Origin of the sequence: Aeromonas sp. 2HA2, assembly GCF_029237345.1 — a bacterium.
GTDB classification, from domain to species: Bacteria; Pseudomonadota; Gammaproteobacteria; order Enterobacterales; family Aeromonadaceae; genus Aeromonas; species Aeromonas salmonicida.
Window position 1 is genome coordinate 49,512 of the sequence record NZ_JAACGB010000015.1, and the last position, 24,657, is coordinate 74,168.

22 protein-coding genes are annotated in these 24,657 nt (G+C 60.7%); 6 read left to right on the forward strand and 16 right to left on the reverse strand.

The window, feature by feature from the left end:
- Nucleotides 1-174: 174 nt before the first annotated feature.
- The 12 genes from GWQ29_RS17585 to asnS form a co-directional block, all read right to left on the reverse strand.
- Nucleotides 175-1,383: a cation:proton antiporter gene (locus tag GWQ29_RS17585; RefSeq protein ID WP_265422446.1), complete on the reverse strand. Its 1,209-nt coding sequence runs from the start codon at nt 1,381-1,383 to the stop codon at nt 175-177.
- 32 nt (nt 1,384-1,415) lie between these two features.
- Complete coding sequence (locus tag GWQ29_RS17590; RefSeq protein WP_275919957.1) at nt 1,416-2,519, reverse strand: beta-N-acetylglucosaminidase domain-containing protein; 1,104 nt, start codon at nt 2,517-2,519, stop codon at nt 1,416-1,418.
- A 41-nt stretch (nt 2,520-2,560) separates the two neighbouring features.
- Nucleotides 2,561-4,288 (reverse strand): potassium/proton antiporter, encoded by a 1,728-nt coding sequence (locus tag GWQ29_RS17595; RefSeq protein ID WP_096119210.1) that lies wholly within the window; start codon nt 4,286-4,288, stop codon nt 2,561-2,563.
- A 279-nt stretch (nt 4,289-4,567) separates the two neighbouring features.
- A complete protein-coding gene (locus GWQ29_RS17600; protein ID WP_275919958.1) occupies nt 4,568-4,714 on the reverse strand; it encodes a hypothetical protein in 147 nt (48 codons plus the stop codon).
- Nucleotides 4,711-5,400, reverse strand: a complete 690-nt coding sequence (locus GWQ29_RS17605) for a M15 family metallopeptidase (RefSeq protein ID WP_275919959.1) — start codon at nt 5,398-5,400, stop codon at nt 4,711-4,713. Before GWQ29_RS17605 ends, GWQ29_RS17600 begins: the two co-directional genes overlap by 4 nt.
- Complete coding sequence (dapE, locus tag GWQ29_RS17610; protein WP_275919960.1) at nt 5,397-6,524, reverse strand: succinyl-diaminopimelate desuccinylase; 1,128 nt, start codon at nt 6,522-6,524, stop codon at nt 5,397-5,399. Before dapE ends, GWQ29_RS17605 begins: the two co-directional genes overlap by 4 nt.
- Before the next feature lie 19 nt (nt 6,525-6,543).
- Nucleotides 6,544-6,894 carry an ArsC family reductase gene (locus GWQ29_RS17615; protein WP_275919961.1) on the reverse strand — a complete coding sequence of 117 codons (351 nt, stop codon included), beginning with the start codon at nt 6,892-6,894 and terminating at the stop codon, nt 6,544-6,546.
- Nucleotides 6,895-7,110: 216 nt separating this feature from the next.
- Nucleotides 7,111-8,022 carry a LysR family transcriptional regulator gene (locus GWQ29_RS17620; protein WP_011898932.1) on the reverse strand — a complete coding sequence of 304 codons (912 nt, stop codon included), beginning with the start codon at nt 8,020-8,022 and terminating at the stop codon, nt 7,111-7,113.
- A 315-nt stretch (nt 8,023-8,337) separates the two neighbouring features.
- Nucleotides 8,338-8,652 carry a hypothetical protein gene (locus GWQ29_RS17625; protein ID WP_005312982.1) on the reverse strand — a complete coding sequence of 105 codons (315 nt, stop codon included), beginning with the start codon at nt 8,650-8,652 and terminating at the stop codon, nt 8,338-8,340.
- 359 nt (nt 8,653-9,011) lie between these two features.
- On the reverse strand, nt 9,012-9,668 hold the full coding sequence (locus GWQ29_RS17630; RefSeq protein WP_265434626.1) for an adenine nucleotide alpha hydrolase: 657 nt from the start codon (nt 9,666-9,668) through the stop codon (nt 9,012-9,014).
- 161 nt (nt 9,669-9,829) lie between these two features.
- On the reverse strand, nt 9,830-11,173 hold the full coding sequence (locus GWQ29_RS17635) for an anaerobic C4-dicarboxylate transporter (protein ID WP_017411707.1): 1,344 nt from the start codon (nt 11,171-11,173) through the stop codon (nt 9,830-9,832).
- A gap of 367 nt (nt 11,174-11,540) precedes the next feature.
- Nucleotides 11,541-12,941 (reverse strand): asparagine--tRNA ligase, encoded by a 1,401-nt coding sequence (asnS, locus tag GWQ29_RS17640; RefSeq protein WP_059112591.1) that lies wholly within the window; start codon nt 12,939-12,941, stop codon nt 11,541-11,543.
- A gap of 194 nt (nt 12,942-13,135) precedes the next feature.
- Between asnS and GWQ29_RS17645 the strand changes: the two genes are divergently transcribed.
- A complete protein-coding gene (locus tag GWQ29_RS17645; protein WP_011898929.1) occupies nt 13,136-13,486 on the forward strand; it encodes a hypothetical protein in 351 nt (116 codons plus the stop codon).
- Here GWQ29_RS17645 and GWQ29_RS17650 read toward each other — a convergent pair.
- Both GWQ29_RS17650 and bioA read right to left on the reverse strand, forming a co-directional pair.
- A complete protein-coding gene (locus tag GWQ29_RS17650) occupies nt 13,483-14,295 on the reverse strand; it encodes a HAMP domain-containing protein (RefSeq protein WP_169046462.1) in 813 nt (270 codons plus the stop codon). The genes GWQ29_RS17645 and GWQ29_RS17650 overlap by 4 nt on opposite strands.
- Before the next feature lie 135 nt (nt 14,296-14,430).
- Nucleotides 14,431-15,705 (reverse strand): adenosylmethionine--8-amino-7-oxononanoate transaminase, encoded by a 1,275-nt coding sequence (gene bioA / locus GWQ29_RS17655; RefSeq protein ID WP_087756060.1) that lies wholly within the window; start codon nt 15,703-15,705, stop codon nt 14,431-14,433.
- A gap of 192 nt (nt 15,706-15,897) precedes the next feature.
- On the opposite strand from bioA, the gene bioB reads away from it, so the two are divergent.
- The 5 genes from bioB to htpX all read left to right on the forward strand — a co-directional run bounded on the left by bioB (nt 15,898) and on the right by htpX (nt 20,825).
- Complete coding sequence (gene bioB, locus GWQ29_RS17660) at nt 15,898-16,986, forward strand: biotin synthase BioB (protein WP_275919962.1); 1,089 nt, start codon at nt 15,898-15,900, stop codon at nt 16,984-16,986.
- Entirely contained in the window at nt 16,983-18,200 is a 1,218-nt protein-coding gene (bioF, locus tag GWQ29_RS17665) for an 8-amino-7-oxononanoate synthase (RefSeq protein WP_275919963.1), read from the forward strand. The genes bioB and bioF overlap by 4 nt, the downstream gene beginning before the upstream one ends.
- A complete protein-coding gene (gene bioC, locus GWQ29_RS17670; RefSeq protein WP_275919983.1) occupies nt 18,193-19,005 on the forward strand; it encodes a malonyl-ACP O-methyltransferase BioC in 813 nt (270 codons plus the stop codon). Before bioF ends, bioC begins: the two co-directional genes overlap by 8 nt.
- 152 nt (nt 19,006-19,157) lie before the next feature.
- Nucleotides 19,158-19,838 carry a dethiobiotin synthase gene (gene bioD / locus GWQ29_RS17675; protein WP_059112585.1) on the forward strand — a complete coding sequence of 227 codons (681 nt, stop codon included), beginning with the start codon at nt 19,158-19,160 and terminating at the stop codon, nt 19,836-19,838.
- Between the two features lie 114 nt (nt 19,839-19,952).
- Nucleotides 19,953-20,825: a protease HtpX gene (gene htpX, locus GWQ29_RS17680; protein WP_275919964.1), complete on the forward strand. Its 873-nt coding sequence runs from the start codon at nt 19,953-19,955 to the stop codon at nt 20,823-20,825.
- Between the two features lie 75 nt (nt 20,826-20,900).
- Here htpX and GWQ29_RS17685 read toward each other — a convergent pair whose 3' ends face one another.
- Both GWQ29_RS17685 and GWQ29_RS17690 read right to left on the reverse strand, forming a co-directional pair.
- Nucleotides 20,901-22,613, reverse strand: a complete 1,713-nt coding sequence (locus GWQ29_RS17685; protein ID WP_275919965.1) for a methyl-accepting chemotaxis protein — start codon at nt 22,611-22,613, stop codon at nt 20,901-20,903.
- Nucleotides 22,614-22,822: 209 nt separating this feature from the next.
- The gene (locus tag GWQ29_RS17690) at nt 22,823-24,631 is read right to left on the reverse strand and encodes an MOSC N-terminal beta barrel domain-containing protein (protein ID WP_275919966.1); all 1,809 of its coding nucleotides are present in this window, start codon (nt 24,629-24,631) and stop codon (nt 22,823-22,825) included.
- Nucleotides 24,632-24,657 lie beyond the last annotated feature (26 nt).

Genomic DNA, 24,657 nt, shown 5'->3' on the forward strand with positions numbered 1-24,657 from the left:
GGCTACAAGGGGACCAAGTCAGCCTTGATTGCCATGGCACCTTGAAATACGCCGCTCATACATGTCTTGGTCTATCCACAATACCCCCGGTCCTGACTGGGGGTATTGTTTTATACCGCAATGGCGATGAGGTTGTTTATCCCCTCTGCCATACCTTTGGCCACTGTCGGGTATTTACGCCGTCTTGAAGCGCCTGACCCAGGGGTTGGCACTGATACCGTGCAAGATGACGCTCAGTATGATGGTGCAGAGCACAGTGGCTATGATGGGTTCTTGTCCCAGCAGCGCGGGCTCGTGTTGCAACACCATGACGGCAAAGACAATGCTGGCGAGCCCCCTTGGTCCGAACCAGCCGATAAAGAGCTTGAGCTCAAAGGATTGACCCGTGCCCAGCAGGCTCAGCCAGACCGGCAGCATGCGCAGCAGGGTCAGGCTGGCGGCGGCATAGAGCCAGTATTGCCAGTGCAGCAGTATCGGCAGCATGGGCATCAGGGTGGCGCCGAACACCATCCAGATCACCACGGAGAGCAGGTCCCCATACCCTTCGCAGCTATCCATGTAAGCGTGTTTGTGCTCCCCCAGTCTGCGGCCCATCAAGAGCCCCCCGACGAAGGCGGCGATAAAACCGCTGCCCCCCAGGGTCTGGGCAAGCGCAAAGCAGAGCAGGGCCAGCCCCGGCATGGTGAGCTGGCGCCAGAGCGGCAGTTGCCAGCCGTTGAGGTAGGAGGTTTTCAGCAGCCGTATGGTGAGGCTGGTGAGCACCAGGGCCACCAGCAGGCCTATGCCTATCTCTTCCAGCAGCAAGGTCATGGCCAGCATGCCCGTGCCTGTGTGCTGTTCGGTGGGGGCGATGAGGGCGAGCAGGAGCAAGAGTACAGGCACGCAGATGCCGTCGTTGAGGCCGCTCTCCTGATTGAGCCCCTCCCTGATGGGGGCGGGCACGGCCGGATTGCTGACCACGGCCTTGCCGAGCGCCGCATCTGTGGGGGCGAGAATGGTGGAGAGGATGGCCAGCTCCAGCAGCGGCAGATCCGGGTAGAGCCAGAGGCCGAACAGGGTGCCCCCCAGCAGTGTGAGTGGCAGGCCGATGAGCAGCAATCGTATGGGGAGGGCGCGGTTGGCCGCCAATACCTGCCAGTTGGTGTTGGCGGCGTCATTGAACAGCACTATGACCAGGGTGAGCTCTGCCAGCAGCTTGATCCCCTCGCTATTGACCGAGAGTGACAGCAGACCGAGCCCGCCAGGTCCCAGCAGCCAGCCCATCAGCAGGAACAGCAAGGGGCCATTGATCAGTCGGGATTCGAAGCGACCTGCGATCAGACTGTAGATCAGCAAGAAGGCGGCAAACACCGCCAGGTTCTGGTAGATCAGGGATGCGTCCATGCAGCCTCCTGTGGCATCTGGCGTGGCTTGTCTCAGTCGGTCAGGCAGTCAGGATCAAACACATATTCACCGGCCAGCCAGCGCAAGATTTCGTTTACACACACCTGATCCTGAAATGGCAGGTAACGGCGCTTGAGATGGGCGATCTGCTCCTGGGTGAGCAGGGCCAGCCCTATGTCCTGAAACAGCGGCAGGTCTGCCTCTATCATCGCCGAAATCTGCGGCCCGCAGGTGGCATTGAGGGAGGCGTGCAGCGCCTTGTCAGCATCATACTGCTTGCCGAGCCGGTAGCTCATGGGCAGGGTGGCGAGCGGGAGCACAGAGAGCGCCGCCTGCTTCATGGGGTTGACTGCGTGGCCCGCGACCAGATCCACAAGTTCTGCCGGACGATTCTCGAAGGCGCGCAGGTGCAAGAAGCTGCTGGCCTTGCTGCCATCGTTGACCGGGTAGTTGTCCCACAAAAAGGGTTTGCGCCCGAGCAGCTCGGTCACCTGTTTGAGGTGGGGGGCCGGGTATTCGCTGGAGCAGACCCTGGGGCCTGTCCAGAAGATCTCGAAACGGCGGTCGAGTTGCTGGCCTATATCCTCCAGATAGCGGGGGGGCATGGCGCCGAATACCTTTTCCAGCACGGGATCCGTGGAGTAGTAGCTGGGGCAGAAGATGAGACGGCCGGCCTTGCTGTGGGCCGCAATGTCGTGGGCTATGGTGAGCTGGTGGTGGGCCAGATCCGGGGTATCCCCCTTCATGTCGTCGAACAGCACAGCCAGTATGTCAGGCTGCAGCGCTTCGTCGATGAGGCGCACCTTCTCCAACAGGGCCGGGCGCTTGCGTTCATAGTCGTGGTGGGCACCCATGGGGCTCAAGCCCACCCCGAAGGCGAGGCCGTTGTCGCGGCACTGGCGGGCCAGCTGGCGCAGAGCCTCGAGCTCGGCTTCAGGCCAGGGCAGGGCCCAGTGCTTGCGCAGATAGCCATCTTCTTTCGGGGCATAGATGTAGAAGCCGTAGCCGTGGCGTGGCAGCCATTGAGCGTAGTGGGCGCGGGCTTCCCAGCTCCAGCCCTTGCCAAAGAATCCCTCTATCAATCCCAGGTTGGGAAACGGGGGGTGCAGGCCAGACAACTCGGTTTGGTAAGGCATAATGAACTCCCTGCTCGCAAAGGCGGGTCAGACGATGTGCGTCAGACCGGGTCTTCTTCCTGAAAGCGCACCCCTATCTTGCGGGGCTTGCCCTCTTCCATTTCGGCCACTGTCCAGATCAGGCCCTGCCATTCGACTTGGTCGCCGACGACCAGATTATCGCCCAACTGGTCGGCAAGAAAATCGCCAAGTGTCTGATCCGCCACCTCGCTCACATCCAGCCCGTAGAGCGGTGCCAGGTCCACCATATTGGCGGCCGCCTCCAGCAGGAAGTCACCGAAGAAGCGCGGACCCAGATCCTGCTCAGGAGCCTGACTGAACAGCTGGCCGAGAGCCGGCAGATCTCGCTCGTGTCCTATGACGCAGAGGATGTCATTGGATTGCAGGCAGGTACTGCCCGAGGGGTGCAGCAACTCCTGATCCCGGAACAGGGCGCAGATGCGGGTACCCTTGGGCATGCGCAGATCCCGCAGGGGCGAGCCGATGCACCACTTCTCGGCGCTGAGGCGGTAGACGAAGGTCTCCCACTGGCTGTCCAGATCTATCTCAAGCCCGGATCGGTTGATGGGTGACGGCGGTGCCGGTACCTCAACCCTGGCCAGCTTTGATGCCAGCGGCAGCGAGCTGCCTTGCAGTATGAGAGAGACCAGTACCACGAAGAAGGCGACATTGAAGTAGAGCTGGGCGTTGGGCAGCCCGGCCATCATGGGGAAGACCGCCAGTATGATGGGCACGGCGCCGCGCAGCCCCACCCAGGAGATGAACCAGCGCTCGCGGGGGGCGAAGTTCTTGAACGGCAAGAGGCCAATCCAGACAGAGACGGGACGGGCGAACAGTATCATCCAGGCGGCGAGTGCCAGCGCCGGCAGGGCGATGGGCAGCAGCTTGTGGGGGGAGGCCAGCAGCCCCAGCACCAGGAACATGCCGATCTGGCTGAGCCAGGTCAGGCCATCGAGTACCGACAGCGTGGTACTGCGACTGCGCAGGGAGAGGTTGCCGAGCAGCAGGCCGGTGAGATAGATGGCGAGGATGCCGCTGCCTCCGATGGCCGTGGTGAGGGCGAAGATGAGCAGGCCACCACTGACGGTCAGCAGGGGATAGAGGCCCGGAGCCAGCCTGGCGCTGTTGATGAGTTTCCACAACAGCCAGCCGCCGCCCAGACCTATGCCGGCACCGAGGCCAAACTGCTTGCCCAGCTGCAGCAGCAGGAAGAACCAGTCCAGCCCCTGTTGGTTGGTGGCAAGAATTTCGATCAGGGTGACGGTGAGAAACACTGCCATGGGATCGTTGCTGCCGGACTCTATCTCCAGGGTGGCACTGACCCGCTCGTTGAGGCTGCGCCCGCCGAGCAGGGAGAAGACAGCCGCCGCATCGGTAGAACCGACGATGGCGCCGATCAGCATGCCCTGCATCAGGTTGAGGTCGAACAACCAGGCGGCGGCCAGACCGGTCAGCCCTGTGGTGATGGCTACGCCGACGGTTGCCAGCGAGAGCGCGGGCCAAAGTGCGACCCGAAAAGAAGAAACCCGGGTACGCATGCCGCCGTCGAGCAATATGATGGCGAGCGCCAGGTTGCCTACCAGATAGGCGACCGAGTAGTCAGCGAAGTGAATGCCGCCAGGACCATCTTCCCCAGCCAGCATGCCGACCGCGAGAAATATCACCAGGATGGGGATGCCCAGACGAGAGGAGAGCGCGCTCAACAGGACACTGGCTCCCACCAACAAGGCCGCGACTAAAAAGAAACTGTTGATGGCGACGGCATCCAATGGCGAACTCCTTCTGTCAAAATGCAAAACAGGCACATTATATGCAGTTTGTTGGGCGCAGTGTGGCTTAATTGTGCATTTATTTGCAGTTTTTTACATTTTCAGTGCTGCCAGGAACTGGGTTTTTACCTTGAAGATGGCGGGAAGGAAGGGAGAAGGAAGTCCTGTTCTATGTGAACGGGATCACTGAGCCTGCATCAGTATGGGGAGGGGGAATTCCGCCCTCGTGAAAAGCAGCAGGGGCGCCATAGTGGCGCCCCTGGCGGGCTGAGAGGGCGATCAGTTGTCCTCGTCATCCTTGACTTCCCGTATCTTGTCCTTGTATTTGGGCAGCTGTTTCTCCAGCCGCTTCATGTCCTTGATGGCATTGAGAAACATGCCAAGCAGGAAGAGCAGTGGCAGACCAATCCACAGCCAGAGGTTCATGGGGTTTTCCTTTCGTCAGGACAGGTGGTGACATAACGGGCCAAAATCTCGTCAAGATGGGCCAATATGGTCGACTTGCCTTCAATATCCGCCTGTTGCAGGCAAAGCGCCAGCGCATCCGGATCCAGCCGCTGCTCTCTGGATTCCAGCGCGAAGCTGATATGCCAGGGTTCGTAGGCGACACCGCTGCCGCTACCCACGGGTCTGGCATAAGGCAGGAAGAAGCCGAAGTCATTCATGTGGTCGGTCAGCCAGTCGCCGAGGTCGCTAAACCAGCCCCCGGCTTCATACTCCCAGGGCTCCAGCGCCAGCTTGGTACCGGCAGGCAGGCAGTCGGGATCATAGATGTCCAGATCCGTGCCCCAGTGATGGCGGCTGGTACCGGGCAGGGCGCTCCAGCGTAATATGGCGTGCAGCCGTTCGCACTCGCTCAGTTGCAGCGTATCCATAGGCTGGTTGTTGGCATCCAGCAGGGGGCGCTCACCGCGCCACTTGCCATTCCAGATGGCGAGCTGACGCTCGAAGCTGCGCCAGCTGGAGGCCGCCTGCAGGTTGTGCCCTTCATGGGCGGCGGCCACCTGCATGTCGTTGAAGGCCGCTGCAGTGGCAGCGGTCAGGCGATGAGGCCCGCGTCCCACCAGAACAAGGTGACTCTCGTCGAGCCCCAGCAGTTGTTCCTGGGTCATGCCAGCAATCTCTCGAGTACCCCTTGGTACATCTCTGCCAGCAGATCCAGATCCTCGGCCTTCACGCACTCGTTCACCTTGTGGATGGTGGCATTGACGGGGCCGAGTTCAATGACTTCGGCCCCTGTGGGGGCAATAAAGCGCCCATCCGAGGTACCGCCCGTGGTGAGCAGGGCCGGTTGCTGGCCGTTGACCGCCGCTACCGCCGCCACTGTGGCCTCCAGCAGGGCGCCGGTATCGGTCAGGAAGGGCTGGCCTGAGAGGGTCCATGTCAGCTCGTAGTCCAGACCGTGCTTGTCGAGCAGGGCCTTGACGCGTTCACGAATATCCATGTCGGTCAGTTGTGTACTGAAGCGGAAGTTGAATTGAACCTGCAACTCCCCCGGAATGACGTTGGAGGCGCCGGTGCCGGCCTGGATATTGGCAATCTGGAAGCTGGTGGGGGGGAAGTAGGCGTTGCCTTCATCCCATACAGTCGCGGCGAGCTCAGTCAATGCCGGCGCCGCCTTGTGGATGGGGTTGGCCGCCAGGTGGGGATAGGCCACATGCCCCTGCACGCCACGCACCAGCAGATCCCCTGTGATGGAGCCACGTCGACCGTTCTTTACCACGTCTCCCACCACATGGGTGGAGGAGGGCTCGCCGACGATGCACCAGCGGATCTTCTCGTTGCGCGCTTCAAGGGTGTCGATGACACGCACTGTGCCATTGATGAAGGGGCCCTCTTCATCCGAGGTGATGAGAAAGGCGATGGACCCCTTGTGATCCGGATGCTCTGCCACGAAGCGTTCGACGGCCACCACCATGGCGGCGAGGGATCCCTTCATGTCGGCGGCGCCGCGACCGTAGAGCACGCCATCCTGGATGGTCGGTTCGAAGGGCGGTGTGTGCCACTTCTCCAGCGGCCCGGCCGGTACCACGTCGGTGTGGCCGGCGAAGCAGAACAGGGGGCCTTCGCTGCCACGGCGCGCCCAGAGGTTGGTGGTGTCTTCAAACACCATGGGTTCGATGACGAAGCCAAGACGCGCCAGGCGTTCGCTCATCAGGGTCTGACACCCTTCATCCTGCGGGGTAACGGAGGGGCGGCGGATCAGATCCTTGGCCAGTGCGATGACGTCCGACATCAGCGTTCCTTAAAAAAGTTTAACGAGAGAAGAGGGATTGATAGTGATCAGCCTTGAAACCCAGGGTCAGCTCGCCGTCCCGATCCAGCAGTGGGCGCTTGATCATGGCAGGATGTTCCAGCAGCAGTGCGCGCGCTTTTGCGGTATCCAGCCCCTGTTTTGTTTCATCCGGCAGGGCGCGGAAGGTGGTGCCACGGCTGTTGAGCAGAGCTTCCCAGCCAAGCTTTGCCAGCCAGCTATCCAGCACGGCGGGATCCAGGCCATCGGCCCTGTGGTCGTGAAAGCGGTAGTCGATGCCAGCCTCGTCCAGCCACTTGCGGGCTTTCTTGATGGTGTCGCAGTTTTTGATGCCATAGAGGGTGGTGGCCATGGGGAGTCCTTGTCTGCGGGCGTGGGCCCTGAAAGCTGAAACTTGAGATCTGAACATGAAATCAAGGAAAGGCCCGATTCTGGCATTGTGGCGATCTCAAGGCAACGCTGGCGCTGCGACTCGGGGGATTTTACCAGGGGAGTCGCCAGCCAAAGGGGAAGAGTCAAATGCAGTGGCGAGGGGAAAAGAGCCCGGCGCACGGGGCGCCGGAGGGGATCATAGCTCGCAGAGGGATTGGCACCAGAGATGCAATTCTGACTCGAACCAGTTGAGCATGGCGTGGTTGTCGTCGCGGCGATGGCGGATGAGGCTGACCTCGAAGGTCGGCAGGGTAAAGCGGGTCTCGTACTCCACCAGATCCAGCAGCGGCATCAGTGGACGCAGCACCCTGGCTGGCGAGGTCAGCAGCAGGGGGGCATAGGGCAGTATGAAGGGCGCAGCCAGAAAACTCTGCACTATCAAGGGGGTATGGCGGGTCATGCCGTGCGCTGCAAGCAGGTCATCGACTATGCCCCCTTCGCTGCCACGGGGGGCGACCAACAGATGCTGGGCCTTGGCGAAAGACTCTATGCAGAGCACCTGACCCTGAAAGGGATGGCTGCTGTGGGCGGCGCAGATCAGCTTGTCTTCAAACAGCGGGATGCGGCGAAAGCGACCGGGTACCTCGTCCTGCTTGCTGATCACCATGCTGACAACCCCTTCGTCGAGCTGGTCCTCGTAATCGGCATTGAGGGGCACCATGTGGATGCGCAGGTTGGGCGCTTGCTGCTGCAGGCGCCCCAGCAGGCTTGGCATCATCACATATTCCACATAGGTGTGGGCGCCGATGCGCAGCACTCCCTCGAACTGGCTCGGGTCGTGCTGTTCGGGCTGGCTGAAGGTCTGCTCTATGTCGTGCAGTATTTCCCGCAGTGGCAGCAAGAGTGCCTGTGCCCTTGCGGTAGGCTCCATTCCCAGGGGGGTGCGGATCAGCAGGGGATCGTCATAGAGCAGTCGCAGGCGGGCCAGAGCCCGACTGACGGCTGGCTGGCTCATGGCGAGTCGCTCGGCGGCCTTGGTGGTGTTGCGTTCCTCCAGCAGGGCCTTGAGCACCACCAGCAGGTTGAGGTCGACGCCTCGTAAATTCATTCTGTGCATAATGGAATACTAATAAATCATTTCCTTAAGCAGGGCCTTCACTTTAGTCTCACTCCCCGTCGATGGTCAGCATGAAGCTTGGATAAATCAGCGATTTATACAAACCCATGTTGTCCTGTTACCTCTTTCGCGTGGTGCCGGGGGTGGCAAGATTCGACAGCCTGAACTCTTTACTCTGGTCATCCAGAGCGTTGCTTGCTTAGTACCCGCCTTTGAGGCGGGTTTTTTTTGCCTGCGGTTCAGGAAAGCGGGCCCGAAGAAGTACAAAACGCGCCAGCGGGCGCGTTATGGTGATGAATGTCTGGATCAGGGGGCAACAGGCCATTGGTAGTCAAACACCCTGGCACGCTCCCAGGGAGCGTCCGGCAGGCCGGAGGAGAGGCCGGTGTATTTGCCCACATCGTCCACCACTATGGTGGAGAGGATCGGCAACTGGTGTTCGGTGCAGTACATGCGGATGCGTTGCAGCAGGGTGCGCAGCTCATCCTGGCTATTCTCCAGCCCGGCCTGCCTGGCCAGTTTGGAGTAACGAATGGTAGTGCGTTCCTTTGCTGACTCGACGAGGATGTCCCATAGCTTGTAGTCGCAGGTTGTGGTGCCTGCAGTGGCTTGGTTTGTCATAACTCTCTCCGGCGCGAAATGGTCGCTGTATGTCGATGGGCATCTTGGCCAGTTCACTGGCCCCTGACGTTGATCCAGAGCAAAAAAGCCTGAGGTTCCTCGCCAGAATGCTTGGCAAAGGGATTCTAAAGCTTTGCTATTAGTTTAAATTTCCATTTTTTATTGTTTTTTTGGAGTTTTGTTCTGGCGAAGTGAGGCTCCGTCATGGTTGGCGACCAGGAGCAAGGAAAAACGGTGCCGTCTATGTCTGTATCCTCCTGTTGCTGGCTCATATGGCCCTTGACCAAACAGCGACCGGACCAACGATTGAACCCGCTTGTTTGCCGCTAGCAGAAGAGCCTGCCTTCACCGCCGCCCGGCTACTCCTCCTCTTTTGCTAGGTAGGCCAGGTGTGCCTGCGCTGCCAGATGCCAGCCATCGAGCCCAAGAGGGGCGGCAAAGCCCGGGCCGTCGGTCACCATGGTGTGGTATTCCCCTTGTTCCCCACACAGATCGAACCCCTGCCGGTTCGCCAGCGCCTTCAATTCAGTGATGGCGGATGCGTCCAGCACTCGTCCGACCCAGCCGGGTGCCAGCGTGCGGGTATCGACGCAGGAGAGGCGGGCGACGATGCCGCGCCCGAGCATGTCGCTCAGCAGCGCTTCGCGAGATTGCTGCCAGAGCGGTGTGTGTACCTCAAGCCCCAGCGGGCGGCAGCGTTCGCGGATCCAGTTGCTGGCGCCCCCCACGCTGTCGATATCGCCGGTCACCACCCCATCGAGTTTCCACTCCTGCCGCAAGTCGGCCAGTGCCCTTTCGTAGCTCTGATCGAATGGCGCCTCGATGGTGACCAGCTGATGGGGCAGGCCCAGCGCCTCGGCCTGACGGAGCACCAGCGGCAAGGGATGAGCCAGAAAACGGGGCGCAGGGGGGGCAAAGGTGACCAGTGCCACCACCTGATGCCCCTGCTCACGGGCATGACAGAGGGCCTGCATGGCATCTTTGCCGCCGCTCCAGAGCAGGATGACGCGAGACATGGAGTCGATTCCGATGGTGAAAGAGGGAGCATGCTACCCAGTGGCGGGGTCGCAGGTAAAGCCGTGGTGTGAAATCGTAACGGGAATAGACAGGGGGAGAAAAGAGCAGGCCCCCGACGTTGGGGGCCTGTGTGGCAATGGCGTGATAAACGCCGCTGCGATTAGAGCAGTATGCTGGTCAGTACGTAACCCAGGGCGCAGGAGCTGCTCACCCCGATCAGCCCCGGAATGATGAAGCTGTGGTTGATGATGAACTTGCCGATGCGGGTGGTGCCGGAACGGTCGAAACCGATACAGGCCAGATCGCTCGGGTAGGTCGGCAGCACGAAGTAACCGTAGCTGGCCGGCAGGAAGGCGATCAGCAGCTTGGGCTCCACCCCCAGCGCCAGACCCATGGGGGCGATGGCGGTCAGGGCGGCAGCCTGGCTGTTGACCAGCTTGGAGATGAGGAACAGCACCAGGGCGTAGGTCCAGGGCTGGGCCTGTACCACGTGGGACAGGGTTTCTTTGAGCAGCGGCATGTGGGCCTGGAAGAAGGTTTCGCTCATCCATGCAACCCCGAACACGGAGAAGATGGCGACCATGCCGGCCTTGAAGACAGCCCCGTTGGCGATCTCGCCCGGTTTGACCTTGCAGCGCATCAGAATGATGGCACCGGCGATCAGCATCATCATCTGGATCACCAGGTTCATGGAGAGAGGGCCTGTCTTGTCCTTGATGGTGAAGACGGGGCGCAGCCCTTCGTTGGCGCCAAGCAATACTACGGCAGCGATGGCGGCGAAGAAGATCCAGGTAGACCAGTAGGCCTCTTTCGGGAACTTGGTGTTGAGCAGGGTTTCACCGCCGCCATAGATGAAGGCGTGCTGCTCCGGATCCTTGATCCGGGCCTGAAACTCTTCATCCTTGTCCAGATCCTTGCCGCGACGCAGGCTCCACAGGGCCGCCATCATCACGCCGGTCAATGAGGAGGGGATGGCAATCATCAGGATATCCAGCAGGCCGTAAGCCTCACCTATACCGTGCCCAGCTGCCAGTATGGAGACCATGGAGACCACGGCGACCGAGACTGGCGAGGCGCAAATCGCCATCTGGGAGGCGACGGAGGCGACCGCCATCGGCCGTTCCGGGCGGATGTTCTTTTGCAGCGCTATGTCGGAGATGATGGGGAACATGGTGTAAACCACGTGGCCGGTACCGCACAGGAAGGTGAGGGTCCAGGTGGTGAGCGGGGCCAGTATGGTGATGTATTGCGGGTGACGGCGCAGCAGACGCTCGGCCACCTGCATCATCAGGTTGAGGCCGCCGGCGGTCTGCAGGGTGGCGGCGCAGCCGATCACCGCGAGTATGGTCAGCATGACTTGCACCGGCGGTTCGCCCGGTGCCAGGCCGAACACGAAGGTCAGCAGGAACAGGCCTATGCCACTGATGAGACCCAGTCCCATGCCCCCAAATCGGGTACCCAGCAACAAGCAGCCGAGTACCACCATAAATTCCATCAAGATCATTCCATTACCTCGCGTGATTTAATCCATATCTGTGCTGTGTTGAGCTCATGGACCGGGATTGTCTGTTTTTATTTAGCCCTAAAGGGTTAGTGGGTATTGTGCCCTTGTCAAAGGGGCAAAAAATTGAGGTACTTCAATAACTCATCGGTTTTTGATTTAACTGCATAAAAACCACGTATTAACATGATTGTTATTTGAAGGGGTTCTGGTTGGTATCATACGGGGCTGGTATCTTGAGGTGCAGTGCAGCAAGGCTGCAGCCAGAAGGGGAAGTGTGATTAATTGTGGTGGCTGCGAGTGGCGAATGCCGTGGTGCGGGCAACAAAAAGCCGACCCTGAGGTCGGCTTTGTCGGCAGAGGGCCGTTATCAGAATTCGGCGGTACGGGGTGTACGGGGGAAGGGGATAACGTCACGGACGTTGCCCATACCGGTCACGTAGACCACCAGACGCTCGAAACCGAGGCCGAAACCGGCGTGAGGGACTGTGCCGAAGCGGCGCAGATCGCGATACCACCAGTAATCTTCCTTGTTCAGACCCATTTCGGCCATGCGCTGATCGAGTACCTCGAGGCGCTCTTCACGCTGGGCGCCGCCGATGATCTCGCCGATCCCGGGGGCCAGTACGTCCATGGCGGCAACTGTCTTGCCGTCATCGTTGAGACGCATGTAGAAGGCTTTGATGTCTTTCGGGTAGTTCTTCACCACCACAGGAGACTTGAAGTGCTCCTCGGCCAGATAGCGCTCGTGCTCGGAGGAGAGATCGATGCCCCAGGAGACAGGGAACTCGAACTTCTTGCCACAGTTTTTCAGCACTTCGATGGCATCTGTGTAGTCGATCTGGGCAAAGTCGGAGGAGACGAAGCGTTCCAGACGACCGATGGCATCCTTGTCGACGTGCTGGGCAAAGAACTCCAGATCGTCGCGGCGCTCTGCCAGTACGGCGTTGAAGACGTATTTGAGCATGGCTTCGGCCAGGGCGGCGTTATCGTCCAGGTTGGCGAAGGCAATTTCCGGCTCAACCATCCAGAACTCGGCCAAATGGCGGCTGGTGTTGGAATTCTCGGCGCGGAAGGTGGGCCCGAAGGTGTAGACCTTGGAGAGGGCACAGGCGTAGGTTTCGACGTTGAGCTGACCGGAAACGGTCAGGAAGGTCTCTTTGCCGAAGAAGTCCTTGTCGTAATCGACCTTGCCAGCGTCGGTGCGCGGCAGGTTTTCCAGATCCAGGGTGGAGACGCGGAACATCTCGCCGGCACCTTCGGTGTCAGAGGCGGTGATGAGCGGAGCCGCAATCCACAGATAACCCTCTTCATGGAAGAAGCGGTGGATGGCCTGGGCCAGGCAGTTGCGCACCCGGGTCACGGCGCCGACTATGTTGGTGCGCGGACGCAGGTGGGCCTGTTCACGCAGGTACTCTATGCTGTGGCGCTTGGCGGCCATGGGGTAGGTGTCCGGATCTTCGACCCAGCCTACGACCTTGACGTCGGTGGCTTGCAGTTCGAAAGCCTGACCGCTGCCCTGGGAGGCGGCAACCACACCGGTCACTTCCACGGAGCAAGCTGTGGTCAGACGCAGCACTTCATTCTCATAATTGGCCAGGGTATTGGGGACAACTGCCTGTACCGGATGGAAACAGGAGCCGTCGGATACGGCCAAAAATGAGATCCCCGCCTTGGAATCACGGCGAGTCCGGATCCACCCTTTTACTGTCTGGGTGGTGCCAACCGCATATTTACCGGTCAGCACATCTACTACGGATGCGTGCGTCATCGAAATATTGTCTCCAGCTTGTTCTTGCAGCGCTATTTGCAACACTAGGGGTCTGGCCCGGGCATTCACTGGCCCATCATGGCAGACTAAGCCGACAATCTTACCCGCGCGGGTTTGATAAACAAGCAAAAATGTCGGACTCTGGAGGGGATTTATGCCCGGATCACCTCATGGCCGGGCCAGTGGGGCAGGGGATGGACGTGAAAGAGCGGCGACAGGGACCGGACTGGTTGACCAGAGGGCTGCAGGGCTTGGTGATCCTCTGCTGGGCGGGCTTTATCGTGCTGCTCTCCCTCTATCACTATGCGCGCCCGGAAGTGGCGTACGGTTTTCTGGTCTACGGGGGGATAGCAGTTCGCGATTATTGGGATCCCGTACTGACTCCCTGGCTGGTGTATTGGCTCTGGGGTTGTTGCCTGTTGACCCTGGCGGTGTTTTTGCTGGAGCGTAAACGCAGCCGACGACGGGAGGACTCACTGCACGTCAATCTGACCATACTGCTGCTGATCTTCATCGCCAGTTTGCTGTTCTACTATGCGGGCTAATCCTGCTTTTTGTCCGGCTTCGCCTGCGTGGCAGGGCGCTTGCCGAGCTGGCGTTCCACACTGTCGAGCATCTGGTTGTAAGCCAGTGCCACCCGGCCAATCTCGTCCCCTTCATCCCCTTCCAATCGGTGACCGAAGTCATGCAGGTCGGTGGCTTCTTCCATGGAACGGGTCAGCTGGTTGAGGGGGCGAACTATCCAGGTGCGAATGACCCAGAGGGTCAACAGCAGCCCCAGCCCGAAGATACCGGTGAGAATAAGTGCCGACGTGAGAATGTTCTGCTCGACCCGGGTAAAGAGGGTGTCGAGGGAGTAGTCAAAGCGCACCGCCCCCAGCACAGTGTTCTCCGGTACCAGATGGCAACTGGTGCAGTCTGTGCCGCGAAAATCTTTCTTGGCCAACAGGGGTCGGGTTACCACCAGCTTGCTGTGCATGCCGTCGTGCACCACCTCCAGGCTGCCCTTGCCCGCCAGCGCCAGTCGATCGTACTCATCCTTGCCCTGCTCTGTCTCGCGGCCCGGCCCGTATTGCTTGCTGATTGCATCACCGCGGACGATGCGGGCATCTTCCACGTGGGCGTGATCGAGAAACTTGTTTCGCAGTGTGTCGCGAGCGTCCATCTTGCCGGTCAGCATCAGCATGTTGAGGCCATCGAAATAGGCTTCGGTCTGCTCGCGGCTCTGCTCCTTGATAAGCGTCAGGATGAGGTCGCGCTCACGCACCGCCTGATAGGCCGCGGAAAAGACCAGCACCATGGAGAAGATGAACAGCAGGAAGAAGTTGATTTTGGCAGCAATGGAGAGGCGCATGGGAGCAGTACATCTGTTGGGTAAAACCCGCGCAGTCTACTCGTCATGGTCGCCCGGGTCTGGTGTCTTGCTCACATTCTGATAAAAAAGAGCCAAAAGGCCCTGCATTCTCATGCAGGGCCTTTTCATGCCGGCTTAGAACTCGCCGCTGGCGATGGCTTCATGGATGGCCTGGGTTAGCACACTCAATTGTGCCGGTGTGATGACGAAGGGGGGCATCAGGTAGATGAGTTTGCCAAATGGCCGGATCCAGGCACCCAACTCCACAAACTTGCGCTGGATACGGGCCACATCTACCCGCTCCTTCATCTCCACCACGCCGATGGCGCCAAGCACTCTCACATCGGCAACCAAAGGGTTCAGGGTCAGCCGCACCAGCTCGGTTTTGAGCTGATGCTCGATGGCCTGCACCCGCTCCTGCCACGGCGAGGCCAGCAGCAGATCGATGGAGGCACAGGCCACGGCGCAGGCCAGCGGATTGCCCATAAAGGTGGGTCCGTGCATAAAGACACCCGCTTTCCCGTCGCAAATCGTGCGGGCGACATGCTCAGTGGTGAGGGTGGCAGAGAGGGTCATGTAACCGCCGGTGAGCGCCTTGCCAAGGCACATGATGTCGGGGCTGATGCCAGCCCAGTCACAGGCAAACAGCTGGCCTGTGCGACCAAACCCGGTGGCAATCTCGTCGGCAATCAGCAGCAGGCCGAACTCGTCGCACAAAGCGCGTACCCATTGCAGATAGCGGGGGTGGTAGAAGCGCATGCCGCCCGCTCCCTGCACTATGGGTTCGAGGATGATGGCTGCGATCTCTTCATGATGGTCAGCGACGAGCGTGGCGAGATCCACCACACACTCTTCGTCCCACTGGGCGTGGAAACGGCAGCTGGGGGCCGGGGCAAAGTAGTGCTCGGGCAGGAAGCCCTGGTAGAGCTCGTGCATGCCGCCATCCGGGTCACAAACGCTCATGGCACCGAAGGTGTCGCCGTGATAGCCGCCGCGCAGTGTGACGAACTTGGCTCTGGGGGTGCCTTTGGCGTGCCAGTACTGCTGGGCCATCTTGAGCGCCACTTCCACCGCCACTGATCCCGAGTCGGCCAGAAACACCCGATCCAGCCCTGCCGGTGTGATCTCCACCAGCTTGCGACACAGCTCGACCGCCGGGGCATGGGTCAGGCCGCCAAACATGACATGGGACATCTTGCCGAGTTGGGCGGTGGCGGCCGCGTCGAGTTCAGGCACCTGATAGCCGTGGATACAAGCCCACCAGGAGCTCATGCCATCCACCAGTTCGCGACCATCGGCGAGAGTGATGGTGACTCCTTTGGCGCTGGCCACTTCATAGCAGGGCAGGGGATGGGTGAGAGAGGTATAGGGGTGCCAGATGTGGTTCAGGTCGAATTCTTGGTTGGTCATTTTGTGTTCTGTTGTCAATGGGTTTGATCTGGTCGGTGTTGACAGTCTACGCGCGCTCTCTACACTAGCCAACAATTTCAGCCACTTGGCTCCTCACTCGCTGGATGGCGCGGGAGCAAAGTGGCGGGTCCGGGGCTCGGCCATCTAGGATGGCGGGCGCAGGATCCCACTTATAACAACCGGAAGCCATGTATGAATGCTTACACAGCGGGCGGCCACGCCCTTCGTCACGACTGGACCCTCGCCGAGGTTCAGGCCCTGTTTGCCCTGCCATTCAACGATCTGCTGTTCCAGGCTCAGACGATACACCGCGCCCATTTCGATCCCAACGAGGTGCAAGTGAGCACCCTGCTCTCCATCAAGACGGGTGCCTGCCCGGAGGATTGCAAATACTGTCCCCAGAGCGCCCGCTATCACACCGGGCTCGAGACAGAGCGGCTGATGGAGGTGGAGAAGGTGCTGGAACGGGCCCGTGAAGCCAAGGCCAACGGCTCGTCCCGTTTCTGCATGGGGGCAGCCTGGCGCAACCCCAAAGAAAAAGACATGCCCTACGTCATCCGGATGATTGAGGAGGTGCGCGGGCTGGGCATGGAGACCTGCATGACCTTGGGGATGCTCACCGCGGATCAGGCCGCCCGCCTCGGTGCCGCAGGTCTTGACTACTACAACCACAATCTCGACACCTCGCCGGAGTTCTATGGCGAGATCATCTCCACCCGCACCTATCAGGACAGGCTCGATACCCTGGAGCATGTGCGCGGCGCCGGCATGAAGGTCTGCTCCGGCGGCATCGTCGGTATGGGTGAGCAGGCAAAAGATCGGGCGGGCCTCTTGATGGCACTGGCCAACCTGCCGCGCCACCCGGAGAGCGTGCCCATCAACATGCTGGTGAAGGTGAAAGGGACGCCGCTTGAAAACGAAGCGAATCTCGATTCGTTCGAATTCATCCGCACCATAGCCGTGGCACGGATCATGATGCCTGCCTCCCATGTGCGCCTCTCCGCCGGGCGGGAGAAGATGAACGAACAGATGCAGGCCATGTGCTTTATGGCAGGTGCAAATTCGATTTTTTATGGCTGCAAGCTGCTGACCACGCCAAACCCGGATGAGAACAGCGACATGCAGCTGTTCAAACGGCTCGGCATTCGCCCCGCCCAGCGAGCCCAAAAGCCGGATCAGATTCAGGAAGAAGAGATCCTGGCCGAGGTGAGCCGCCAGAACGCGCCGGATGAGATATTTTACGATGCCACCCGTCCCCGTGCAGGCGTCGTACGTCCATGAAGAGCCCCGTGGTAACGGGCCCCTTTGCGTTGGGCGCGGCTCTGGCCGGGCGAGAGCTGGCAGCGCTGCTTCGCCGCCGCACTGCCACCGATGGCAGCGTGGGGGGGAGGCTGCAGGTCGATGGCCGCGACTACCTCAACTTCTGTGCCAACGACTATCTGGGGCTGGCGGATCACAGCGCCATCAAAGCCGCTTTCAAAGAGGGGATTGACTGCTATGGCACGGGATCTGGCGCCTCGCCCCTGGTGACCGGCTACAGCCGTGCTCACCAGCAGCTGGAAGAGACGCTCGCTGACTGGTTGGGGGTGGAGGCGGTGCTGCTGTTCAACTGCGGTTTTTCTGCCAATCAGGCTGTGCTCAAAGCCCTGCTCGGCAAGGAGCATCTGCTGTGGCAGGACAGGCTCAACCACGCCTCCCTGCAGGAGATGGGCAGCCAGCTCCCCTGCAAGATGCAGCGCTTTGGTCACAACGATATGACTGCTCTCGCGCGCCAACTCGAACCAAACCGGGGCTTGATCGTCTCGGAGGGGGTGTTCAGCATGGATGGGGATCAGGGCCCCTGGCTTGAGCTTGCCCGCCTGGCCGCCCAGAGCGGCAACTGGCTGATGATCGACGATGCCCACGGCCTTGGCGTGCTGGGGCCCGAGGGGCGCGGCACCTTGGCGGCGCAAGGGGTGGCTCCGGCATCCGTACACATCCAGATGGGGACCTTTGGCAAGGCGCTTGGCGTCGCCGGCGCCTTTGTCGGCGGCAGCCGCGAGCTGGTGGATTATCTGGTCAACTTTGCCCGTCACTATGTCTACAGCACCCATATGCCCGCCGCCCAGGCGTGCGCGGTCAGCAAGAGTATCGAACTGGTGCGGGTCGCCGACGATGCCCGCGCTCATCTTGGCCAGCTGATCGCCCGTTTCCGGCAAGGGGCACAGGCGCAGGGCTGGCAGCTTGGGGCAAGCGACACCCCCATACAGCCGCTGCTGGTGGGGGAGAGCTGTGCTGCCTTGCAACTGGCTGCGCGGCTGCGGGATCGCGGCGTCTGGGTGAGCGCCATCCGCCCGCCCACTGTGCCGGCGGGCACGGCGCGGCTGCGCATCACGTTAAGCGCGGCCCACTGCGAGCAGGATGTGGACCGCCTGCTCGAGGCCCTCGGCCCTTGCACCCTGACGGCCAGCAGGAGCGAGTTTGCCGCAGAGCCGAGAGGTGTTCGCCATGGATGAGCGCTTTCAGCAGGTCGACAAGGCCCAGCTCGCCCGTCGTTTCGGGGCGGCGGCTCGTCACTACGATGCCCATGCCCGTTTTCAGCAGGAAGTCGGTCTGGCGCTATTGGATCGTATGCCCGGGGAGCCAGTGACTCCCGCTTCCCTGTCAACCTCTCCCATATCCGGGCTGGATCTGGGCTGTGGTACCGGATTTTTCCTGCCCCACCTCGCCAGTCGTTGCCACCAGTTGCATGGACTGGATCTTGCCCCCGGCATGTTGCAGCAGGCGGCTCTGCGTGGCAGCGGTGCGCAACTTGTGTGCGGCGATGCCGAGCGTCTGCCGTTTGCCGACGGGAGCCTGGACTGGGTCTTCTCCAGCCTCGCCCTGCAGTGGTGTGAACGACCGGCGCAGGCGTTTGCCGAACTCCACAGGGTACTCAAACCCGGTGGACAACTGCTGTTCTCGACCCTGCTTGTCGATTCGCTCTGGCAGTTGCGTGAGGCCTGGCGCACGGTTGACGACCATCCCCATGTCAATCGCTTCCTCAGCCTGCCACAATTGCAAGATGCCGTTGCCGCAGGTGGCTTCACAGCACCTTGCCTCGAGAGTCTGGCCTGGTCGCTCTCCTATCACGAGTTGAGCGGTCTGCTGCGCGACCTCAAGGGCATAGGCGCCAGCCAGCTTAACGATGCGCGTCAATCAGGTCTGAGCAGTCGGCTGCGCTTGCAGCGCCTGACGGAGGCTTATGAAGCCTACCGTCAGCCGGATGGCCTGCTGGCCGCCAGCTATCAGGTGTGCCTGGGGCGCCTGATCCGCCGATAGCTGGCCTGAGTCGCCCTTTGCCGGGTCTGTCCGGGGGACGCAATGTGCGAACAAGTCGGGCTGAACTCATCTTCTGTCCCGGATACTTGATATGCAGGTGATCTGCCCCTATAAACGGCGGGCTGTCGCCTGATTTGTGTTGAGGAGTCATCATGGTTAAATCCTTCTTTATCACCGGCACAGATACCGATGTGGGCAAGACGCTGGTCGCCCGCACCCTGCTGCTGGAATTTGCCGCCCATGGCATTCAGTGCGCCGGTTACAAGCCGATCTCCGCTGGCTGCGCTCGCACCCCGGATGGGTTGCGCAACCTGGATGCCGTCTTGCTGCAAGAGGCGGCCAGCCTGTCGCTGCCTTACGATATGGTCAATCCGTATGCCTTTGAACCGCCTATTGCGCCCCATATCGCTGCCAGCGAGGCCCGTGATGCCATTACCCTGAAGGGACTGTCCGACGGTCTGCGCCAGATAGAGCAGGCGGGGGCCGAGCTTGTCGTGGTAGAGGGGGCGGGCGGCTGGTTTCTGCCGCTGGATCGCAAGCATCTGCTGTCGGATTGGGTCAAACAGGAGAACATACCGGTGATCATGGTGGTGGGGGCCAAGCTGGGTTGTCTCAACCATGCGCTGCTCACCTTCGCCGCCATTCGAAACGACAATCTGCCGGTGGCAGGCTGGGTCATGAATCGGCTGTACGGATCCATGAGTCATTACCAGGAAAACCTGGACACCCTGCGGGGCTTGCTCCCCGCGCCGTTTTTGGGTGAAATACCCTTTGTAAACAATCCACTTGAGGCTGATTTGCGCGGGCGTCTCGATATATCCCCTCTGCTCTGAACCCGACATTCAGCGAACATTCATCGAATCTATCTATTATGCGGAACAGGTGTGATACCGACCGGCTGTGAACCGGAACGGGAGGCACCTATCCATATCTCACAAGGAGTCTATATGAAGCGAATTATGCTATTCCTGGTGACCAACCTGGCCGTCATGCTGGTGCTGGGGGTGGTACTCAATATCCTGTTCTCGGTTCTGGGAATCAACAAGTCCAGCATTTCCGGTCTGTTGATGTTCTGTGCCGTGTTCGGTTTTGGGGGTTCCTTTATCTCCTTGCTGATGTCCAAATGGATGGCCAAGCGCAGCTATGGCGTCCAGGTCATCGAGCAACCCCGTAACGAGACAGAGCACTGGCTGGTCAGCACCGTTGCCCGTCAGGCCCGTGAAGCGGGTATCAAGATGCCGGAAGTGGGGATCTACGACTCGCCGGAGATGAACGCTTTTGCGACCGGTGCCCGTCGTGACGATTCCCTGGTCGCGGTTTCGTCCGGCCTGCTCTACAGCATGAGCCGCGACGAGGCGGAAGCCGTGCTGGCTCACGAGGTGAGCCACGTGGCCAACGGCGACATGGTGACTCTGACCCTGATCCAGGGGGTGGTAAACACCTTCGTGATGTTCTTCGCCCGTATCGTGGCCGGTGTCATCAGCAACTTCTTCAGCTCCAACAGCGACGAAGAGAGCAGCAGTTCCGGCGGCTTTGCCTACATGATCACCGTGTTCGTGCTGGAGATGGCATTCGGTGTGCTGGCCTCCATGATCGTCATGTGGTTCAGCCGTCAGCGTGAGTTCCGCGCCGACGCAGGTGCCGCCAAGCTGGCGGGTCGTGACAAGATGATTGCAGCGCTCGAGCGCCTCTCTCGCGGTGCCGAGCCACAGATGGAAGGCTCCATGATGGCGTTTGGCATCAACGGCAAGCGCTCCATGAGCGAGCTGTTCATGAGCCACCCGCCCATCGAACAGCGCATCGCCGCCCTGCGTGGTTGATGCTATCCGGTCTTGAAAAAGACCTTGCTAAAAAAACGGCTGCCCTTGGGCAGCCGTTTTGCTTTTCAGCGTTCTTTAAAGCTTGAAGCGACCCATCTCCTGGCGCAGCAGCTGTGACAGCTGCTTGAGCTTGGCGGCCTCCTGCGATACATGACGGGCCGCATCCCCCGACTGTTCGGAGAGGGAGGTAATGTGGCCGACGGTGGAAACCACCTCGTTGGCGGCGGTGGATTGCTCGCGCAGTGTGTGGCTTATCTCCCCCATCAATCCGGTCAGGTTGGCTGCATGACTCTTGATGCTGGTGATGGCCTCGCCGGTCTGGTTGGCCAGACTCACGCCGCGAGAGACGTTGTTGACCGTATTTTCCATGCTGCGGATGGAGGCATCCGCCCCGCTCTGGATCTTGCTGATCATGCCGGTGATCTGCTGGGTCGAGGCCGCCGAGCGGCTGGCGAGATTGCGCACCTCGTCGGCCACCACCGCAAAGCCCCGCCCCTGTTCTCCCGCCCGCGCTGCCTCTATGGCGGCGTTGAGGGCCAGCAGGTTGGTCTGATCGGCGATGCCGCGGATCACCTCTATGATGTCCGAAATCTGCTGGGTGTGGCTGTTGAGCTCGGAGAGGCTGCTGGCCGCATCCCCCACCGTGCTGGAGATGTTCTCTATGCTGTCCAGGGTCTGCTTGATGACGCCGGAACCCTCTTCCAGGGTGTTGGCCGACACCTTGCTCAATTCGTCGGCATGGGTGGCGTTGTCGGAGAGGTGGCTGATGCTCACTACCAGCTCTTCGATGGCTGCCGCCATTGTCTGGGTACTGGTCTGTTGGGAGGTGGCAAACTGGGCTGTCTGCTCCGCTATCTGGGCTATGCTGTCGGCCGATCCTGACAGCTCCTCGCTGGAGTGGGAGACCTGGGCGATGATCCCCTTGAGGGTTGACTGCATGGTGGCCAGCAGGCCGATCAGGCTCTCTTGTGCGCCAACGGGTACCTGGATCTGACGGGAGAAATCCCCTTGCGCCAGACTGTTGAGATCGCTTCTGAGCTGGCTGACCGAGGTGCCGGTCAAGTCGAGCAGGGCACGATAGGTGCGCCACAGGAAGAACATCAATATCAGGCCCAGGGCGATAAACAGATAGCGCAACATGGCAGACTGGCTGGTGGCATCGTCCACCGCCTGCTGGGTGCGGGTCTCCATCATGACGTAGAAGTCATCGATGGGGGCCATGATGCGCCCCTTGTTCTGGTGATAGGCCTTGTCATGCATCATGGCGATGGCTTTTTGCTGGTTGGCCGCGAGATCCCCCTCCTGCTGTTGTACCAGCTTGAAGGCGGCGACTTCGGTACTGACCAGGGCATCCGAGTTGTTCTTGGCCTCGTTGAGCTTGGCCAGCTCACCATCGGTAAAGCCGGCATCCTTCATCAGATCGATGAGGCCACGCCGCAGCGAAGTGTCGGGTCTGGGGTTTTGACCACTGGCCGCCACGAAATCCCAATAGATGCGGTTATAGCCTTCCGGTCTGTTCTGTTCGCCGTTGCGTATGGCCAGGATCCGCATGTACTGCTGCTCATAGGCGGGATCCTTGGTGATCACATAGGTGCGACCGAGCCGGGTCAGATCGTCGGAGGATTGCCTTAGCTCATCGGCCAGCAGATAGGATTGGTAGCGTTGTTGATAACTCTGCTCGAGTTTTGTCCCTGACCAGGTGTAGGCAAAAAATACCAGCGATAGCAGGATCAGGGTGACAACGGAGAGCAAGAGATTGAGTTGAAAGGCAGGTCTGTTCTGTTCCATGGTTTGAGCGTCCTTATTCTCACCAGAATAACCCCCTTTGTCACACGGCGAAGGCCGGTACTTCTGAGGGTTTTTATTGTTCTGCAGTGAGTATAGGGGGCCGGAGAGGCAGCATGGCTCGGGTATGCCGAGAAAAGGGACGGGGGTAAAAACAGTGGGGAAAATAAGGGCCGGGGGCGCTTAACCCATGATGCTCCCGGCCCGCACTCTTATCGCGGCCCGATCACCAGATCGGTCAAGGGCACGGCGCAGCAGGTGAGGATCTTGCCTTCGGCCCGCTCGGCTGCCGTGATGGCCGGGGCATCCGGGTGATCCACTTCTCCCGAGACGAGGGTCTGCTTGCAACTGCCGCAGATGCCGGCGCGGCAGCTCCAGGGCAGCTCCACTCCCTGCTTGTGGGCTTGATCCAGTATGGTGCCCTGATTGTTGCCGGCAAAGGCCTCTTCACCGATACGCAGTTGCACCGCCTGATGGGGGCGAGTCACCGAGAGAATGGCGCCGCCAAAGCTCTCCTGCCTGATGCGATCCGCAGCCACGCCGAGTGCGCACAATCTGGCCGCCACATCGGCCATAAAACCGTGGGGGCCGCAGATAAAGACCTCTTTCCCGGCCAGCCCTTTGACCAGTTTGAGATGTTCATCCTTGAGTCGCCCTTTCAGTCCCTGCCAGTGGCTGTCCGGCTGGCTCAGGATCAGGGTAAGAGTCATGCCTTGCTGCGCCATGGCGTGCAGTTCGCTGGCGGCGGGAATGTCCGCTTCGCTGCGGCACAGGTGCATAAAGTGCACCTGTTCCAGCTCGCCGCGCAGGGCCAGGGTACGGGCGATGGAGAGCATGGGAGTCACGCCCGAGCCGGCCGAGAGCAGTAGCAGGCTGCGCTCGGTGCCGAGGTGAAACTCGCCCGCCGGGGCGGATGCCAGCAGGGTATCACCCACCCGCAGTTGCTGGTGCAACCAGGGAGAGATGCGCCCCTCACCGAGGCGCTTGACGCTGATGCTGTAGCGATCCGGCAGATCCGGGCTTGAGCTCAGGGTATAGCGCCGCTGCAGCCGCTCACCCTTGAGGTCGAGGCTGATGGGCAGGTGCTGGCCCGGCAGGTAGTCGGGCAGCGGCTCGCCATCGGTCGCTTCGAACCAGAAGGTTTCCAGATCCCGTGCCAGCGGCTCGCGGGCCACGCACACCAGCGCCCGCTTCCTGGGCGCCGCATTGGGGTAGACCCGGGGACGGGTCGTCTCCAGCACCTCTATCTCGCTGCCCGCCTCAATCCAGCCCTCGTTGAGGGCCACCAGATTCTGGCCGAAATAGACATCCCCATCCTCGCCGCGGCGATAGCGGGTGAGGGTGGCGAGCGGCTCCTTGAGGGCATTGAAGCGATCCGTGCCCGCTTCCACCGTGGTCATGATGCAGCGGCTGCAGGGCTTGTCGACCCTGAACTCCACCTCGCCGATGCGGATGCACACCCAGCCGTCCTCCTCGAACGGACGGGTGCCGCTCGCCACCAGGTTGGTGCGAAACTGGCTCATCTGGTGCAGGGCATCGGAGCGCAGGTTGAGATCCTCAAGCGAGGCCTGACTGATGAGCAGCAGCGGATAACCGTCGGCAAAGCTGACCCGGGTGCCTGTCTTCTCCCGAAAGCGGTCTGATGTTTCGCCAAGCCAGAGCAGCTGCACCGGCTCCCTCGTCACCTGGCTCAGCCAGTGATCGGCCCGGGGCAGGGTCTGCAGGGCGGTGAAGCTGTCGCCCCAGACCCCTGTGGTCTTGGGCGTGCGGGAAAAATCCTGCTCTCGCAGTGTGAGTGGCTCAAGACCCGGATAGCGCAACTGCAGGCCGCCGGCCATGGGGGTGGCCACTACCTGTTGCAACTGGGGATGGGTGCGGGCCGTGATGAAGCTGCCGTCCGGTTTGACCACCATGTAGCGGCGATCCCCCAGCAGGCCCTCTTCGGTCACCCGGGCACGGGCCAGTGGCATGCCTGCCGTCGATTTGATGGGGTAGAGATGAATGCTGTCGAGTGTTGGCATGTCCGAGTCCTTGTGCAGTGGCCTGT